Origin of the sequence: Novosphingobium guangzhouense (assembly GCF_002896965.1) — a bacterium.
GTDB lineage: Bacteria > Pseudomonadota > Alphaproteobacteria > Sphingomonadales > Sphingomonadaceae > Novosphingobium > Novosphingobium guangzhouense.
On record NZ_LYMM01000095.1, the window covers coordinates 60192 to 74419 of the forward strand.

At 64.3% G+C, this 14228-nt stretch carries 19 protein-coding genes; 10 read left to right on the plus strand and 9 right to left on the minus strand.

Translation table 11 applies throughout. The features are described from left to right. Window positions 1-15 precede the first annotated feature (15 nt). On the plus strand, window positions 16-2349 hold the full coding sequence (locus A8V01_RS26145) for a fimbria/pilus outer membrane usher protein (RefSeq protein WP_103099167.1): 2334 nt from the start codon (window positions 16-18) through the stop codon (window positions 2347-2349). Next, window positions 2349-2846 (plus strand): Csu type fimbrial protein, encoded by a 498-nt coding sequence (locus A8V01_RS26150; protein WP_245892841.1) that lies wholly within the window; start codon window positions 2349-2351, stop codon window positions 2844-2846. The genes A8V01_RS26145 and A8V01_RS26150 overlap by 1 nt, the downstream gene beginning before the upstream one ends. Window positions 2847-2874: 28 nt before the next feature. Here the strand turns inward: A8V01_RS26150 and A8V01_RS26155 are convergent, their stop codons facing one another. From A8V01_RS26155 to A8V01_RS26170, 4 genes are all read right to left on the minus strand, one after another. Continuing rightward, window positions 2875-3648, minus strand: coding sequence for a sulfite exporter TauE/SafE family protein (locus tag A8V01_RS26155; protein ID WP_103099168.1), 774 nt, complete (start codon window positions 3646-3648; stop codon window positions 2875-2877). A gap of 159 nt (window positions 3649-3807) precedes the next feature. Continuing rightward, window positions 3808-3984 carry a YezD family protein gene (locus tag A8V01_RS26160; RefSeq protein WP_103099272.1) on the minus strand — a complete coding sequence of 59 codons (177 nt, stop codon included), beginning with the start codon at window positions 3982-3984 and terminating at the stop codon, window positions 3808-3810. A gap of 103 nt (window positions 3985-4087) precedes the next feature. Then, window positions 4088-4540: an RrF2 family transcriptional regulator gene (locus tag A8V01_RS26165; protein ID WP_103099169.1), complete on the minus strand. Its 453-nt coding sequence runs from the start codon at window positions 4538-4540 to the stop codon at window positions 4088-4090. A gap of 129 nt (window positions 4541-4669) precedes the next feature. Next, window positions 4670-5419, minus strand: a complete 750-nt coding sequence (locus tag A8V01_RS26170; protein ID WP_103099170.1) for an energy transducer TonB — start codon at window positions 5417-5419, stop codon at window positions 4670-4672. 149 nt (window positions 5420-5568) lie between these two features. Between A8V01_RS26170 and A8V01_RS26175 the strand changes: the two genes are divergently transcribed. From A8V01_RS26175 to A8V01_RS26185, 3 genes are all read left to right on the plus strand, one after another. Then, window positions 5569-5838 (plus strand): GlsB/YeaQ/YmgE family stress response membrane protein, encoded by a 270-nt coding sequence (locus A8V01_RS26175; protein ID WP_008830173.1) that lies wholly within the window; start codon window positions 5569-5571, stop codon window positions 5836-5838. Between the two features lie 130 nt (window positions 5839-5968). Further along, window positions 5969-6244, plus strand: a complete 276-nt coding sequence (locus A8V01_RS26180; protein WP_103099171.1) for a hypothetical protein — start codon at window positions 5969-5971, stop codon at window positions 6242-6244. A gap of 255 nt (window positions 6245-6499) precedes the next feature. Next, a complete protein-coding gene (locus A8V01_RS26185; RefSeq protein ID WP_103099273.1) occupies window positions 6500-7102 on the plus strand; it encodes a superoxide dismutase in 603 nt (200 codons plus the stop codon). Window positions 7103-7204: 102 nt separating this feature from the next. Here A8V01_RS26185 and A8V01_RS26190 read toward each other — a convergent pair whose 3' ends face one another. Both A8V01_RS26190 and A8V01_RS28415 read right to left on the minus strand, forming a co-directional pair. After that, entirely contained in the window at window positions 7205-7753 is a 549-nt protein-coding gene (locus tag A8V01_RS26190; protein ID WP_103099172.1) for a sigma-70 family RNA polymerase sigma factor, read from the minus strand. Continuing rightward, window positions 7746-7931: a NepR family anti-sigma factor gene (locus A8V01_RS28415; protein ID WP_146037394.1), complete on the minus strand. Its 186-nt coding sequence runs from the start codon at window positions 7929-7931 to the stop codon at window positions 7746-7748. The genes A8V01_RS26190 and A8V01_RS28415 overlap by 8 nt, the downstream gene beginning before the upstream one ends. Before the next feature lie 271 nt (window positions 7932-8202). Between A8V01_RS28415 and A8V01_RS26195 the strand changes: the two genes are divergently transcribed. Continuing rightward, the gene (locus A8V01_RS26195; RefSeq protein ID WP_103099173.1) at window positions 8203-9885 is read left to right on the plus strand and encodes a CHASE domain-containing protein; all 1683 of its coding nucleotides are present in this window, start codon (window positions 8203-8205) and stop codon (window positions 9883-9885) included. A gap of 74 nt (window positions 9886-9959) precedes the next feature. After that, on the plus strand, window positions 9960-10307 hold the full coding sequence (locus A8V01_RS26200; RefSeq protein ID WP_103099174.1) for a PilZ domain-containing protein: 348 nt from the start codon (window positions 9960-9962) through the stop codon (window positions 10305-10307). Between the two features lie 39 nt (window positions 10308-10346). Here the strand turns inward: A8V01_RS26200 and A8V01_RS26205 are convergent, their stop codons facing one another. Then, window positions 10347-11138, minus strand: coding sequence for a response regulator (locus A8V01_RS26205; protein WP_103099175.1), 792 nt, complete (start codon window positions 11136-11138; stop codon window positions 10347-10349). A 445-nt stretch (window positions 11139-11583) separates the two neighbouring features. Here A8V01_RS26205 and A8V01_RS26210 point away from each other — a divergent pair, with 445 nt between their 5' ends. The 3 genes from A8V01_RS26210 to A8V01_RS26220 all read left to right on the plus strand — a co-directional run bounded on the left by A8V01_RS26210 (window position 11584) and on the right by A8V01_RS26220 (window position 13013). Further along, window positions 11584-12240 carry a sigma-70 family RNA polymerase sigma factor gene (locus tag A8V01_RS26210; RefSeq protein ID WP_103099176.1) on the plus strand — a complete coding sequence of 219 codons (657 nt, stop codon included), beginning with the start codon at window positions 11584-11586 and terminating at the stop codon, window positions 12238-12240. 16 nt (window positions 12241-12256) lie between these two features. Then, the gene (locus tag A8V01_RS26215) at window positions 12257-12679 is read left to right on the plus strand and encodes a response regulator (protein WP_245892842.1); all 423 of its coding nucleotides are present in this window, start codon (window positions 12257-12259) and stop codon (window positions 12677-12679) included. Between the two features lie 79 nt (window positions 12680-12758). Next, entirely contained in the window at window positions 12759-13013 is a 255-nt protein-coding gene (locus A8V01_RS26220; RefSeq protein ID WP_103099178.1) for a hypothetical protein, read from the plus strand. 107 nt (window positions 13014-13120) lie between these two features. Here A8V01_RS26220 and A8V01_RS26225 read toward each other — a convergent pair whose 3' ends face one another. Together A8V01_RS26225 and A8V01_RS26230 are read right to left on the minus strand one after the other, a co-directional pair. Beyond that, window positions 13121-13585 (minus strand): pyridoxamine 5'-phosphate oxidase family protein, encoded by a 465-nt coding sequence (locus A8V01_RS26225; protein ID WP_103099179.1) that lies wholly within the window; start codon window positions 13583-13585, stop codon window positions 13121-13123. Between the two features lie 99 nt (window positions 13586-13684). After that, window positions 13685-14167: a hemerythrin domain-containing protein gene (locus A8V01_RS26230; protein ID WP_103099180.1), complete on the minus strand. Its 483-nt coding sequence runs from the start codon at window positions 14165-14167 to the stop codon at window positions 13685-13687. Between the last annotated feature and the right edge of the window lie 61 nt (window positions 14168-14228).

Here is a 14228-nt window from a genome sequence, read left to right on the forward strand (position 1 = left end):
TGATGGCCGCCGCCGATGAAACCCGCCATGCGCCGTTGGGTGGCGGCCCTTGTGGCCGCGCTTGCCCTGCCGCCCGTTTCAGGGGCAGGCCCGGCATGCGCGCAGCAGGTCGCCGCGATCGAGCCGCTGCCGGTAGGCGTCGTGCTCAATGGGCAGACGATCGCCCAGCCCGGCCTGCTGGTGATCCGTGAAGGGCGCCTGCTTGCGCGGCGCAGCGACATGGAAAGCTGGGGCCTTGCCGCCCATTCGCTGAACGCATCCGGAGGCAATGCCGAAACCTTTGATGGTGAAAGCTACGTCGCGCTGGACCGGGTGAAGGGGTTGGTCGCACGGCTTGACGGAGATGGGGCGACACTGCTGGTCGATGCCGACGTCAGCCTGTTTCCGCGCTTCACGTTCGATCCCGGCCGCCATGTCGTGCCGCTGGCGCAGACGATCCCGGCGCAGTTCCTCGATTATGATATGACGCTGTCCGACTGGAACGGCCATGCCAGGCTTGGCGGCTTCGTCGATGCGGGCCTGTCGGGGCCATGGGGCGTGGCCGATTCCAGCTTCCTTGTCGATAGCGACAGGGGCGGCGTGGTGCGGCTGGACACGGCCCTGCGCCGCGACTTTCCCGAACGACGCATGCGGCTTGTCGTGGGTGACGCGGTTGGCGCGGGTGCGCCGTGGAGCCGCCCGGTGCGCTACGGCGGCGTCTTTCTCGGCACCGACTTTTCGCTCGACCCGCAGAGCATAAACTTTCCGCTTCCGGTCATTTCAGGCAGTGCGCTTACGGCCTCCACGGTGGAACTGATGGCACAGGCATCGCGCCAGTCGATGGATGTCGGTCCGGGCGCTTTCGACCTGACGCTGCAGCCGCGCCTGACCGGGGCCGGGCAGGTGACGATGAGCGTGCGCGACATGGCCGGCAACACGCGGCAGGTGACGCGCAGCTTCTACGCCAGCCCCAGCCTGCTGCGGCCGGGCCTTACCGAATTCGCATTCGAAGCCGGGGCGCTGCGCAAGGGCTTCGGTTTCGACAGCTTCGCCTATGGTCCGATGTTCGCCGCGGGTGGGGTGCGCAGGGGTATCACCAGCCGGCTCACCCTTGAAGGACGCATCGAAGTCAGCGGCAAGACGCGCATGGCGGGTCTGGGCGGCGCTATGGTGATCGGCGCGGTGGGCGAGGTGTCGGTGGCAGGCGCGGTGTCGCAGGGCGTCGCGGGCACCGGCGTGCTGGTGCGCGCGCAGGCCCAGCGTGTAACCCCGGTCTACACCCTGACCGCCAGCTACGAGCGCGCCGATGCCCGCTTTCGCCAGGTGGGCGAGGGGCGCTTCAACGGCGGTGGGCGCAGCGAACTGGCAGTCGCCGCCGGGGTGTCGCTTGGCGACATCGGCAGCCTCAATGCCAGCTACGCGCGGCTGACGCAGGGCATCGGCGCCGAGGCATCGACCCGGTTCGACCTCGCCTCGGCTTACTACACCGCAAACATCCGGGGCGCGTACCTTTCGGCTGGCGTGCAATACACGGCCTATCGCGACGGTCGCCGCAGCACGGGGCTGTTCGGATCGCTGACGGTCCCGCTTGGGCCCCGTCGCAATGCCTCCATCGTCGCTGAACCGGGCCGCGCCGCCGCCACCTTCAACCAGAGCCTGCCTGATCGCAGCGGCTTCGGTCTGCGTGCACTGGCCGGGCGGGAGCGGGGCGAGGCGTGGGTGGAAGGCGGCATCGCCTATCGCAGCGGTGCCGGGGATATCCGCTTCGACGCAGCGCAGCGGCGCGGGCAGAGCGGAGCACAACTGAACGTGCGCGGCAGCCTGCTGCGCGTCGATGGCAACCTTGTTGCCGGACAGCATCTCGACGATGGCTTCGCGCTGGTCGAAGTGGAAAGCGACACGCCCGTTACCGTGACAGTGGAGAACCGGCCGCGTCCGACGAAGGCGGCGCAGGGCAAGGACGTGATCGTCACGGGCCTGCAGCCTTACGCCGAAAACCGGATCGGTGTGGATGCCGCCGATGTGCCGATCCAGGAAGACCTCGACACCGCGCAGCATGTGGTGGCGCCGGGCTGGCGGCAGGCGGTGCGGGTGCGCTTCGGCACGATCGGCGGGCAGGGGTTGCGCCTGCGCGTGCTCGATACCCACGGCGTTCCGGTCCAGACCGGATCGAGCGTTGCTTGGGCCGGTGGGTTGAGCGTCGTAGGTCATGACGGCGAGGTCTGGCTCGAAGGCTACCGGCGCAGTGCGGGAACCCTCACCATTTCCGGCGACGGCGGCCTTTGCCGGGCTGCAGTCCCGGTCGTGGCCGATGATGCGCGCCTTGCCGCCACTGCGGTAACGTGCGTGCGCGAGAACGAAAGGACGTGATGATGAAGCTGGCCATTCGCCTTATCATGGCGCTTGGCGCCCTGGCCGGGGGAGTGATGCCCCCGGTAAGCGCCCAAGCGGCGGGCTGTACGGTCTGCATCTGCTCGATCTCTGTCACCAGCCTGAACTTCGGGACATACAATCCCGCGAACAGCGCGCCTACGACGGCGACGGCGTCGGCCACGGCAAACTGCATCTCGGTCACGCTGGCGATGAACGCCACGGTGGATTTTGCATTGAGTGCGGGCACGTCCGGGAACGCTGCGGCGCGGCAGATGGCCAATGGCACCGCGCGGCTGAATTACAACATCTATCAGGATGCAGGCTATACCACCGTCTGGGGCAACGGCAGCAATGGCGGGACCGCGCAGTCGATGCAGATCGTCAATCTCTTGTCGTTCACCGGCACGAAGACCGCTTATGGCCGCATTCCGGCCAAGCAGTACGTCAAGACCGGGGTCTATTCGGATTCGATCATCGTGACCTTCACGTTCTAGAGCATATTCTGATCAGGCAGGATCGCCTTCAGAAGATCGGCCAGGACTTCCAGATACTGAACACGCTGGTGGCGATCAGCACCACCGATACGGCGGCCAGCAGGGTGCGCGGCTTGATGCGCTTGGCGAACAGGGCGCCGAAGGGCGCAGCGATGACGCCGCCGACGATCAGGCCGACCGTGGCCATCGTGAAGGCGGACAGGCCGATGGTCGAGATGAACGCGATCGAGATCGACGTCGTCAGCAGGAACTCCGCGGTGTTGACGGTGCCGATGGTCTTGGCCGGTTCGCCGCCCTGAATCAGCAGGTTGGAGGTGACCACCGGGCCCCAGCCGCCGCCGCCCGCCGCATCAAGAAAGCCGCCCGCAAGCGCCAGCGGGGCCGTATATTTGGGGTCGGCGAAGCTGGGCTTGCGCATGCGGATGGAGCGGATCATCAGGTAGATGCCGATGCCGGTCAGATAGATCATGACATAAGGCTTCGCCACCGAGGCATCGATGCTGGACAGCAGGTAGGCGCCGCTGACGCCGCCCACGACACCTGCCGGAACCAGACGCAGGAACAGGCCCCAGTTCACGTTGCGGTGCAGGATATGGCTGATGCCCGAAGTGCCGGTGGTGAACAGTTCGACCACATGGACACTTGCCGATGCTGCGGCCGGGGGAACGCCGACAATGCTGACCAGCAGCGTCTGGGTGATCACCCCGAAGGCCATGCCAAGCGCACCGTCGACGATCTGGGCAGCGAAACCGATGGCGATGAAGGGAGCGATTTCAGCTAGCGTCGGCAGCGAATCGAGCATTCGTGTTCCTCCTGGGGCGCAGGTTGGATCCGGTTGCGGCCGGTGACAGCCGCATACTGGCTATGCGATAGCCGCGCAGATGGAAACCGCGCGGATCAAATTGCGGGAAAAAGCCGTCCGGTCGTCCGGCGTATCAGGCTTTGATCCCAGATCGGTCGATCAGTGATTGAAGCGGCGGCGCTCCGTCACGTCGACCTGCATCAGCTTGCCGTCATGGACCGTCAGCTGGATCACGCCGAAACGCAGGCGCTGAAGCGCCTCGATCACGTGCTGGACGCCTTCGTTGAGCAGCGGATGCTCGGCGGCGGTCGCATCGGCGGGCTTGGTAATTCGCATGCGCATCTCCTCTCGCAGCGGGGGCGAATGCGAACTTGGTATTCTCTATCTCAAAAGTTGACAATGGGGTTGTGGGAGAAGCTTTGCTTTCAGGCGCTAAAGCTCAGAGGTCTTCGACCGCTTCCAGACCTTCGGCAGCGGGCACGGGATCGATCCTGTCGGACAGCCGCATCCCGTCAAGCAGGTTGGCGGTGGCGTCGCGCACCTGCAGCATAAGCGCGCGGGTGCGGCAGTCTTTTTCCTCGACGCAGTTCTTGCAGGTTTCGTGTGCGAAGCGGCTGGCGCAGGGCACCAGCGCCAGCGACCCGCGCATGACACGGATGAGATCGCCGTAAGTGATGTCGATCGGCGGCACGCCCAGCCAGTACCCGCCATCCTTGCCGCGTTGCGAGGCGACGATGCCGTAGCGCGACAGTTCGGACAGGATGACGGTGAGGAACTTGGCCGGGATGTTCTGGGTCTCGGCAATGTCGGTCAGCGGGATCGGGCCCTGGCCGTACTTGTCCGCGAGGTGCTGCATGGCCCGGATCGCATAACGTGTTTTCTGCGAAAGCATCGGTGCAATTCTCGCGAGGACTTCGGAGGGGTGGTTTGCTCTCTTGGACGCCGCCGCGTCAAGCCGCGGGCAGGTGGATTACCGGGGGTAACGTGCGAGGGCGGGCGCGGGTTGCCGATGGCGTCCGGATCAGGGCGCTTCTTCCGGCGGGAAATACCAGCCGTGGGTTTCCACCATGATCGAGGCGACCGGCTCCCCCGCCCGGTTGCGCGAGGGCTTGAAGCGGAACCGCTGGGTGATCAGGCGGCAGGTTGTGGCATCAAGATCCGGCCGGCCGCTTGACGTCAGAATGCGGCAGTCGCTGACGCGCCCGTCCACTCCGATTCGGTACTGCAGCCTGAGTTCGCCGCCGGTCTTGGCTTCGCGCAGGTCCGGCGGCAGGTCGGAGAAATGCAGGCGGCCGCGGATCTGGCGGGGGCGGGTAAGTGCATCGTCGTCCCTTTCTCCCGCGCCGTCGCCGTTGCCGCCTCCTCCGTCGCCATCGCCGATGCCGCCCGCGCCCTGTCCGGGGCCGAGGCGATCGGATGCGCCGCTCTGCGCTGCCGTGCCTGTGCCGGCCCGCGTGGCGGTCATGACCGGAGGCGGCACGATCAGCGGCGGCAGCCGGGGTGGTGGGGCGACGATCTGCGTTGCCCGGTTGCGCAAGTTGGGCGGGGAGGGGCGCCCTTTCGCCGCCGTGGAATCCGCTTTGGCGGGAACCTCCTTTTGCCGGGGCTTTTCCGGCTCGTCGTGCAGCGGGATGATGGCGGCGAGCGTCTGGCGACGTTCCTGCGGGGTCATCTGTGCGGCCAGTCCCGCAATCACCGCCGCCAATCCGCCTGCCACCACCAGCAACGCGGCGAGGGCGGATATTGCGCGCTCGCGAACCGAAGTAAACACGTCTGGCGCCTCCTTGCAGACAAGAACACGAACGGCACGCCCATGGTTGCGGCAAAGTGGATGTTGCGACGAGACGATCGTATCGTTGCGGAACCTTGCGCCCGACTGCCCGTTATCAGGATCAGCAAACTCAATTTGGAGACGATACCATGACCCTCCTTCTTATCCTGCTGGTCGGCGGCATCATCGGCTGGCTCGCTTCCATCCTGATGCGCACCGATGCACAGCAGGGGATCTTCCTGAATATTGTCGTCGGCGTTGTCGGCGCAGTGATCGCAGGCTTCATCATCACCCCGCTCATCGGCGGTGCACCCATCACCAGCGGCGCGTTCGACATCATGTCGCTGTTCGCCTCGTTCCTGGGTGCGGTGGTCCTGCTGGCGATCGTGAACCTCTTCCGCCGCGGTTCGGTTCGCTAAGAACCGGCGCGACCGAAGCCCGCCGCAGCGGGTATTGAAATTGGGGGGAGGCTGGCGCGTCTTCCCCCGATGACGACACCGTCTTTACCAACGCGTCCGACATCATAAACAGGGAAAAGGATTCCTCGCCATGAAAGCCATTGCCACTTCGCGTCTTGCCATGATCGCCGTCGCAGCAGCTTCGCTGGGCCTTGCAGCCTGCAACAGCCCGCAGCAGGAAGCGACCGACAAGGCGGCTGACGCCGTTGAGGCCCAGTCCGATGCCGCCGCCGATGCGATCGATGCGCAGGCCGACGCCACCACCGGCGCCGCCGAAGACGCTCTGGAGAACAAGGCCGATGCGGTCGAAAAGGCAGGCGAAGCCAAGTCCGACGCGATGAAGGACGCCGCCGACAAGCAGAACTGAAAAACCTAACGGCCGGATCACACGGCCGGTAAAGGTTGGCTCGCCGGCGTTTGCTCCCCTTGCAGGACGACGGTGGCCACGGGAGAGGATGGCGGTGACCCCGCCATCCTTTTTCGCATGAGAATTTCGAAATCGCGCGATTGCGCGCTTGAATTGTTGCGCCGCACGTCAGACATAAGCCGCGCTATCTTATATGCTTCGCGGCTTGTCGCCGCGACGCGACCCAGCATCGATAACCTGAAAAAGGACATGACCATGACCATCGCCCTCATGCCGCTGCCCTATGCGCAGGATGCGCTCGAACCCCACATTTCGAGCAAGACGCTGGAAATCCACCACGGCGCCCACCACAAGACCTACGTCGACAAGCTGAACGCCGCGATCGCCGGCACCGAAAACGAAGGCAAGTCGGTCGAGGAAATCGCCAAGGCTGCTTCGGGCCCGCTGTTCAACAACTCGGCCCAGACCTGGAACCACGGTTTCTACTGGCACTCGCTGTCGCCGGAAAAGACCGCGCCGAGCGAAAGCCTGGCAGCTGCCATCACCAACGACTTCGGCTCGATGGACGCGCTGCTTGAAGCGCTCTCGAACGAAGCGGTGAACCACTTCTCCAACGGCTGGGCCTGGCTGGTCGTCGAAGGCGGCAAGCTCAAGGTCATCTCGACCCACGACGCCGACAGCGCGCTCGTCAAGGACGTGACCCCGCTGCTGACCGTCGACGTGTGGGAGCACGCCTACTACATCGACCAGATGAACAAGCGCCCCGCCTACGTGAAGGCAGTGCTTGAGAACATCCTCAACTGGAAGTTCGCTTCGGACAACTTCGACCGCGGCACCGCCTGGACCTACCCGGCGTAAGCCGAAGGCCGGGCCGGCCTCAACGGTCGGCATCAAAAGGCCCCCGTATCCGGCAAGGGATACGGGGGCCTTGTTGTATCTGCTGTCAGATCGGGCTTGCGATCAGCTTGCCTTGCGGGTCCTGACCTCGACCTGCTGGACGTCATCTTCGTCAAGCATGCGTGCAAGGTCGGCGCGGGCGCGGGCGACGCGGCTTTTCATGGTGCCGATCGGGCAGCCCGCAATCTCTGCCGCCTCTTCATAGCTGAAGCCGGATGCACCGACGAGCAGCACCGCTTCGCGCCGTTCGGGCGCCAGCTTCTGCAGCGCGCCTTCCATGTCGTTGAGGTGGAGCGGGGCTTCCTGATCCGCGTCCATCACCAGCATCTTCTCGACCACGCCTTCGTCAAGGTCGGTCTGGCGTCTGGATCGGCGCAGTTCGGAAAGATAGTGATTGCGCAGGATCGCGAAGGTCCAGGCGCGCATGTTGGTGCCGGCCTGGTAGCGTTCGCGGGCCGTCCAGGCCTTGATCGCGGCTTCCTGCACAAGATCGTCGGCAAAGTCGGCCCTGCCGGACAAGCCGCGTGCGAATGCGCGAAGATGGGGAAGGACGGAAAGCAGTTCCTTGCGGAAGCCTTCGTCAGCGGCGCTGGGCGATATCCGATCAGGCATCGCCGTCGTCGTCCAGCTTCTTCAGGAGATCCTTGAAGCTGTCCGGCAGCGGCTCTTCCACCACGGAGTTGTAGAGCTTCCTCAACCCCCCGGCCCAGCCGGGTTCACCATCTCTGCGGACTTCGGGCGGCAGGCCCGGCATTCGGCCGGGGGTGCCACGTCCATTGGGCTGATTCAACACGAACTCCCTTTCACCGAAATCACACTTGCGTCGAGACCGGGATGCGGTCAAGTCCAGCGCGCGCGGTACGCTCTTCCTCGCGCATATGGGGGCGGAGCGGGCGCTGTCGCGGGCATCGTCCGGCCTGCAAGTCGAGCGGACGTCATCAGCACATGGAACAATCAAGGTCGACCATGGTTCCCCTCGGCGTAAAGTGTTGGCATAGCGCAAATGCTGTGATCAAAAATGATCGTAACGCGACGGAGTAACACGTGCAGGACGTTGTCGGGTGATCGACCAGGCTTTGCTCGACAGGGTTCAGAAGCAGGCGTGGTTCCACAAGTATCCGCGCGGCTGGCCGTTTCTTCTGTTCATCATCGCCAGCATGACCACCGCCGTGTCGGTCATGGCGATCGAGCGTGCGGACAAGCAGACGCGCGCCATCGATCTGGAACGTAACCTTACAGAGATTTCATCCGCGCTGCAGCGCAGGGTGACGGAAAATATCGCGCTGCTGCGGGCCGGAGGCGCCCTTTTCGCGACGCAGGACGTGGTTTCCGCCGATCAGTTTTCCGAATTCGCCCGCGATCTGCAAGGTGACGGCACGCTCTACGGTTCGCTTGGCGTGGGCTGGGCGCCGCTGATCCCGGTTGATCGGCTGGCCGATTTCGAAGTCGCGACCCAGGCCGCCGGCCGAATGGAATTCAGCGTCGACCCCCGGCCCGAGGCGGGCCAGAAGTACGTGGTCCCTGTCTATTACCTTGAGCCGCAGTCGGCCGGTAATGTGCGCGCGATTGCGTTCGACATGTATTCCGACCCCGTTCGTCGCCGTGCCATGGAGCAGGCAATGGAGCGGCGCGGCCCGGCGGCGACGGGCGTGGTTCATCTGGCTCAGGACGGATACCGTTCGGAGAGGGAGGACCCGCAGGCAGAAGCGGCCTTCCTCATCTACATGCCGGTCGCCGTCGAGCGTCGCGGCAGACGCTGGGTGAAGGGCTTCGTCTACAGCCCGTTCCGTGCGCGCACATTCCTGGCCTCGGCCAGCGAACTGTACCGCAATGACAGTATCGACGTTGCCATCTACGACAACCACATCGCGCCTGAAGCGCTGCTCGCCGAGCAGCACAGTGCCGAAGGGCTTGCCGGGCCGACGATCAGCCGCCGGATCGACGTCGGCGGGCAGTCGTGGATCGTCGAAGTCAGCGATCGCAGGGCGAACGCGCTCTCGCCGCTGTCGCGGCTGACGCTGTTCTTCGGTGCGCTTGCATCGCTGATGGTCATGGCGATCGGTCGGCTGATCACCAAGCGCGCGGCGGAAGATCGCGTGGTGCTGGAATGGCTGACCAGCCAGGCATCGATTCGCAACTCGCTGACCCGCGAACTGAACCACCGCGTCAAGAACACTCTGGCCAACGTCCTGTCGATCGCCGCCCTGACGCGCCGCCGTTCGAAGGGGATCGACGACTTCACCGAAAGCCTGACCGCCCGCATAAGGGCGCTTTCGGCGACTCACGATCTGCTGTCGCAGTCGGACTGGGCCAACGCGGCGCTGGGTGACATCGTTCGCTCTGAGCTGGCGCCCTACATGGAAGGCAACGAAAGCCACGTCGTCATGGCAGGGCCGATGATCAAGCTTGCGCCGAACGACGCCATGTCGCTGGGCCTTGCCATCCATGAACTCGCGACCAATGCGGCCAAATATGGCGCGCTGAGCACGATCGAAGGGCGCATCCACGTGCGTTGGGAACTGCTCTCGTCCGATCTGGCTGAAATCCAATGGCGCGAGGAAGGCGGCCCCCCCGTCGTCGCGCCAACGAAGCGCGGTTTCGGGCGCGACCTGATCGAAAAGATCGTCGCGCATGAACTGAAATCGGAAGTGGACCTGCGCTTCGAGCCCGGCGGCGTGGAATGCCGCCTCAAGGTGCCGGTGCGCGCATCGCGTGAATTCGTGCTGAGGAACGAACGCCGCTGAGGCGCGGCGCCATTATCGATTGTTTAATCGGCGCTGGCGTAAAGCCCCCTGAGGATCATCGGGGGCCTTACGCCATGGAAGCGCGAAGCTGGAGCCGTCATATCGTCGAGAAGGATGTTGCCTGCCTTGTCGGTGGGGAACGGCAAAAGGCCTTCCTCTACGACCTTTCGATCGGCGGCTGCATGTTCGAGATGGACCGCGATCGCGACGTGCGCGAACGCGCGGTCACCCTCGATCTTCATGACAACGGAACGATGGAGGGCCAGGTCGTCTGGCAGATCGGCCGCTGCGTGGGGCTGCGCTTCGATGCGCTGATACCCGAAGCGGTGGTGCGCCGGCTGGGGTTTGTTCCGCCGTCAGAGGCGTTTTGCGCGCAGTTGCCGCGGGACCGGGGCGGCCACCCGCTGCCGCCGCAACCCTGATCGGGCAAGCGGCGGCGCGCAAGGGGCCGCTCCGGGAACTCAGGCGTGGGTGCGGGTCGAGTTGAAGAACAGCGCCTGGCTGATCGCGGCGCGCACGGTGTTTTCCTGGAACGGCTTGGTGACCAGATAAGTCGGTTCCGGCCGTTCGCCGGTCAGCAGGCGTTCGGGATAGGCGGTGATGAAGATCACCGGCACGTCGCCGAAGCGCAGCAGGTCTTCCACCGCATCGATGCCCGAACTGCCGTCGGCCAGCTGGATGTCGGCAAGGACGAGGCCCGCCGGGTGGCGACCGAAGATCTCGACTGCCTGTTCGTGCGTGGCAGCGGTGCCGACCACGGTATGGCCAAGATCGGTAACAAGGCCCTCCAGCTGCATCGAGATAAGCGGCTCGTCTTCGATGATGAGTACGCGCGTGGCGGTTTCGCCTTCGATTTCCGTGATCGCCTGTGCGACCAGAACATCGACCTCCTGCGGTTCAAGGCCCAGGATGACAGCGGCTTCCTCACGCGTGAATTCTTCCACGGTGGTCAGCAGAAGCGCCTGGCGATGAGTGGGGGCAACGGCGGCAAGGCGTTCGCGGGCCGCCTGTTCGTGTGCGCCGCCTGCCTCGCCGGTCGGTTCTTCGACATGGCCGGTGGACCAGATGCGGGTGAAGGCTTCGTAGAGGGCCGCGCGGCTGTGCGCGATCGCATCGCGCAAGGAGCGGTCGGCCAGCGCAGCTTCGAGCGTGGCCCGGACATAGGCGTCGCCGGAATGCTGCGAGCCGGTGAGCGCACGCGCGTAGCGGCGCAGGTAGGGCAGCTGGATCGCAATCTGATCAGAGACGGACATTCAAGTTCCTCAGGCCTAGGGGAAGTCAGCTTCCCGATTGTACGTCGAACGGGCGCCCTTGCGCCTGAAGGCCGGTGTCGATTGTCTGACTCCGCCGGGCGTATAGGGCAACCGGAAAATTTTTTGCGACGAGACGCTTTCTCGGGAACCAACGAGGGGGCGCTACGTTCCCACATTATCACCACTGGCTCCCCCACCCCCCCCCGCAAACCGGTGGTGATCCGATCCCGGAGGCCCTCGACCACTCTCAAGGTGGTCGGGGGCCTCAATTTTTATGCGCTCCGTTTGTTCCCGCGAAGGAGTGATATGGCGGGGGGAATATTCGGTTCGTCGCTGTTTTCTTTCGGCTCCACCGTCGACGCGCGGTAAATTGGCGGCTCCGGGAACCAAATTCATCGCATCGCCGTTAGCTACCCGACTGGTTTTCTCAGAGGAGGGTAACGCAATGTCGACCGTGGTCGAAGCAGGCGTCGAAGGGGTCCAGCCCGAGAAGGTCGCACTCAGCGACCGTGATTTCCGCCGCGCACTGGCAGAGGTAGCGCCGCATCTGCGTGCATTCGCACGCGGTCTGTGCGGCTGCCGTGACCGTGCGGACGATCTGGCGCAGGAAGCCATGCTGCGGGCCTGGGCCGCGCGTGAGCGTTATGCCGCCGGCACCAATTTCAAGGCGTGGACCTTCACGATCCTGCGCAATCACTTCTATTCCGAAGCCCGTCGCGCCCGCTTTCATGGCGAGTACGATGAACTGGCTGCGGAACGCATCCTGCGTGCCGAAGCCGGTCAGGAAAGCGCCATTGAACTGGCTGACGTCCTGCGCGCGCTGACGGCTATCCCTGAAACCTATCGCGAAGCCCTGGTGCTCGTTGCGGCCGGCAATCTTTCCTACGAGGAAATCGCCGAGATCTGCGGTATTGCTCTTGGCACCGTGAAGAGCCGCATCTGCCGCGCCCGCGCGATGCTGTCCAAGATCATCGAATCCGGTCAGCTTCCGGACTTCCGCCACAACTTCGTCCTCGGCGGCGAGGCTATCGACGCTTTCTTCGGCGAACTTGCAAAGATCGCCAATGTCGATGCGAGCCTTGTCCAGCGCGTGGCCGCCTGATCAGGAAAAAGTCGCCTTGGGCTCCGTCATTTCCAGCGCCGGCAAGATACTCATCGTAGAGGACGAATTTCTTGTCGCGCTGCAACTGGAGGACATTCTTGCCGATGGCGGTCATGCCGTCGTCGGTACGGTGCCCGACATGGCTTCACTGGGAAGCCTGGGCGATGTTCCGGATGTCGCGCTTGTCGATCTCAACCTGCGGGACGGGCTGACCGGCCCCGCTATCGCCCACGACCTTTCGGGCCGCTACGGTGCGCGCGTCATCTATGTCACGGCCAATCCCGGACAGATAGATACCCCGGCCGCCACCGCCATCGGGGTCGTCCAGAAACCTTTTACCCGGCAGGCGATCCTCGCCGCGATCTCCTACGCTCTTGCAGGGTGCCCGGACAGCGCCCGTCCGCTGGAGCTGGAGCCGCTGCGACAGCAAACCGCCTGACGAATTCACGATTTAGGAGAGGGGCCATAAGAGCCCGCGCCCGATACAACACAACAGGGCGTGAGAAGAAGGCGAGAGGATGAACCAAGTCGTCCTGCAAAGCCTGCAATACTATGGCGCCGCTGCGGGAACCGTGGCGGCGCTTATCGTATCGCTCGACCTTGGCCGCAAATGGACCGGCTGGGGCTTCGTGATCTTCGTTACCAGTTCGATCGCGCTTGTCGCATGGGGCTTTCTTGACGATCAGGCCGCGGGGATCGGCCTTCAGAACGTGGCTTTGTTCGCGATCAACTGCGTGGGCGTATGGCGCTATCTGCTGCGGCGGAGGCAATAATCTTGGCATCGGCTGGGCTTGTTCAAGCGAGCCGGTCACGCAAAACGAAGGGCGTGGCAGCCGCAGCCACCACGCCCCCGCTGCTCAGGCATCGGTCCTAGAGGGTTTCAGACCGCGCCGAGCGCGTGCTCTCCGGCTTCACCCTGCCTGATGGGCTTGCCGGTCAACAGCTTGAAGGCGCTTTTAAGGCCCATGTCCGAAGTCCAGACTTCGGCGTCCTCGATATCGAAGCGCAGCATGACCACGGATGCATCGGTCTTGCCTTCGGGGAACCATGCCTCGACCGCGTTGCTCCAGTGCTTGTCGCGCACCGCAGGATCGGTTTCCTCCACCAGAGTGCCGTCGATGCAGGCGAAGACCTCGTGGCCACGGGTCATGACCTGGCCCATGGCCTTGCCGCCGCTGCCGATGCGGTTGTCACGCTTGGTGAAGAACCAGATCGCGTGATGGGCTTCCTTGTCCAGCATCGCGGTCATCGGTTCAGCGTGAGAATGGCCGCTCTGCAGGCTCATCATGATGAAGGGGCTGGCCTGGAACGCTTTCCAGAACTGTTCGCGGATATCGTGATCCATCGTCCGTCTCCTCTGTGACTGTTTGCCAGACCAACGCGCCATCAAGGGCTGGCGTTCCCCCGCGTTCATCGCAGGGGAAGCCCGGCCCGGCGGCAGGGCTTATTCGCGCGCGTCGCCCGGCAGTTCCTTTTCGGCCATCGCCAGTTCGCGAGGCTTGCGGGCCTCGAACACCTCGGCGATCTTCTTTTCCTCGGCGCTGGACAGTTCCTCGGCGGCTTCGGGGAACATCTCCTCCTCTTCCTCGTCGATGTGATGGAGGTAGCGGTGGCGCATTTCCTTGAACTTGCTCAGCCAGGCCGACGAGCTCATGTCGATCTCGAACAGTTCGCCAAGGAAATCGTCGATCTCCTTGTGCTCGGAAACCGAGTGGCGCGCCTCGTCGCGCAAGTCGGGCTTGCCGAGCATCGTGGCGTAAAGCGATTCCTCTTCGGCGGCGGCGTGGGCCTGCAGTTCCTTGCGCAGTTCCTCGAAGAGTTCCTTGCGCTCGTCGCTGGCGCCCTGGGTGTCGCCCAGTTGATCAAGCAGCTTGCGGTGCTTGTCGTGATCGGCCTTGAGATCGCGGAAGATGCGTGCGTCTGCCATGGGTGTCTCCTGTGTTGTGTCTTTGCCTGAAGGAACGGCGGGAAGGCGTTCCGGTTTCCGA

Bases quoted from the DNA above. Each gene is read 5' to 3' on its own strand.
- A8V01_RS26145 (WP_103099167.1), top strand. From the start codon at position 16: ATGAAACCCGCCATGCGCCGTTGGGTGGCGGCCCTTGTGGCCGCGCTT.
- A8V01_RS26150 (WP_245892841.1), top strand. From the start codon at position 2,349: ATGATGAAGCTGGCCATTCGCCTTATCATGGCGCTTGGCGCCCTGGCC.
- A8V01_RS26155 (WP_103099168.1), bottom strand. From the start codon at position 3,648: ATGCTCGATTCGCTGCCGACGCTAGCTGAAATCGCTCCCTTCATCGCC.
- A8V01_RS26160 (WP_103099272.1), bottom strand. From the start codon at position 3,984: ATGCGAATTACCAAGCCCGCCGATGCGACCGCCGCCGAGCATCCGCTG.
- A8V01_RS26165 (WP_103099169.1), bottom strand. From the start codon at position 4,540: ATGCTTTCGCAGAAAACACGTTATGCGATCCGGGCCATGCAGCACCTC.
- A8V01_RS26175 (WP_008830173.1), top strand. From the start codon at position 5,569: ATGACCCTCCTTCTTATCCTGCTGGTCGGCGGCATCATCGGCTGGCTC.
- A8V01_RS26180 (WP_103099171.1), top strand. From the start codon at position 5,969: ATGAAAGCCATTGCCACTTCGCGTCTTGCCATGATCGCCGTCGCAGCA.
- A8V01_RS26185 (WP_103099273.1), top strand. From the start codon at position 6,500: ATGACCATCGCCCTCATGCCGCTGCCCTATGCGCAGGATGCGCTCGAA.
- A8V01_RS26190 (WP_103099172.1), bottom strand. From the start codon at position 7,753: ATGCCTGATCGGATATCGCCCAGCGCCGCTGACGAAGGCTTCCGCAAG.
- A8V01_RS26200 (WP_103099174.1), top strand. From the start codon at position 9,960: ATGGAAGCGCGAAGCTGGAGCCGTCATATCGTCGAGAAGGATGTTGCC.
- A8V01_RS26205 (WP_103099175.1), bottom strand. From the start codon at position 11,138: ATGTCCGTCTCTGATCAGATTGCGATCCAGCTGCCCTACCTGCGCCGC.
- A8V01_RS26210 (WP_103099176.1), top strand. From the start codon at position 11,584: ATGTCGACCGTGGTCGAAGCAGGCGTCGAAGGGGTCCAGCCCGAGAAG.
- A8V01_RS26220 (WP_103099178.1), top strand. From the start codon at position 12,759: ATGAACCAAGTCGTCCTGCAAAGCCTGCAATACTATGGCGCCGCTGCG.
- A8V01_RS26225 (WP_103099179.1), bottom strand. From the start codon at position 13,585: ATGGATCACGATATCCGCGAACAGTTCTGGAAAGCGTTCCAGGCCAGC.
- A8V01_RS26230 (WP_103099180.1), bottom strand. From the start codon at position 14,167: ATGGCAGACGCACGCATCTTCCGCGATCTCAAGGCCGATCACGACAAG.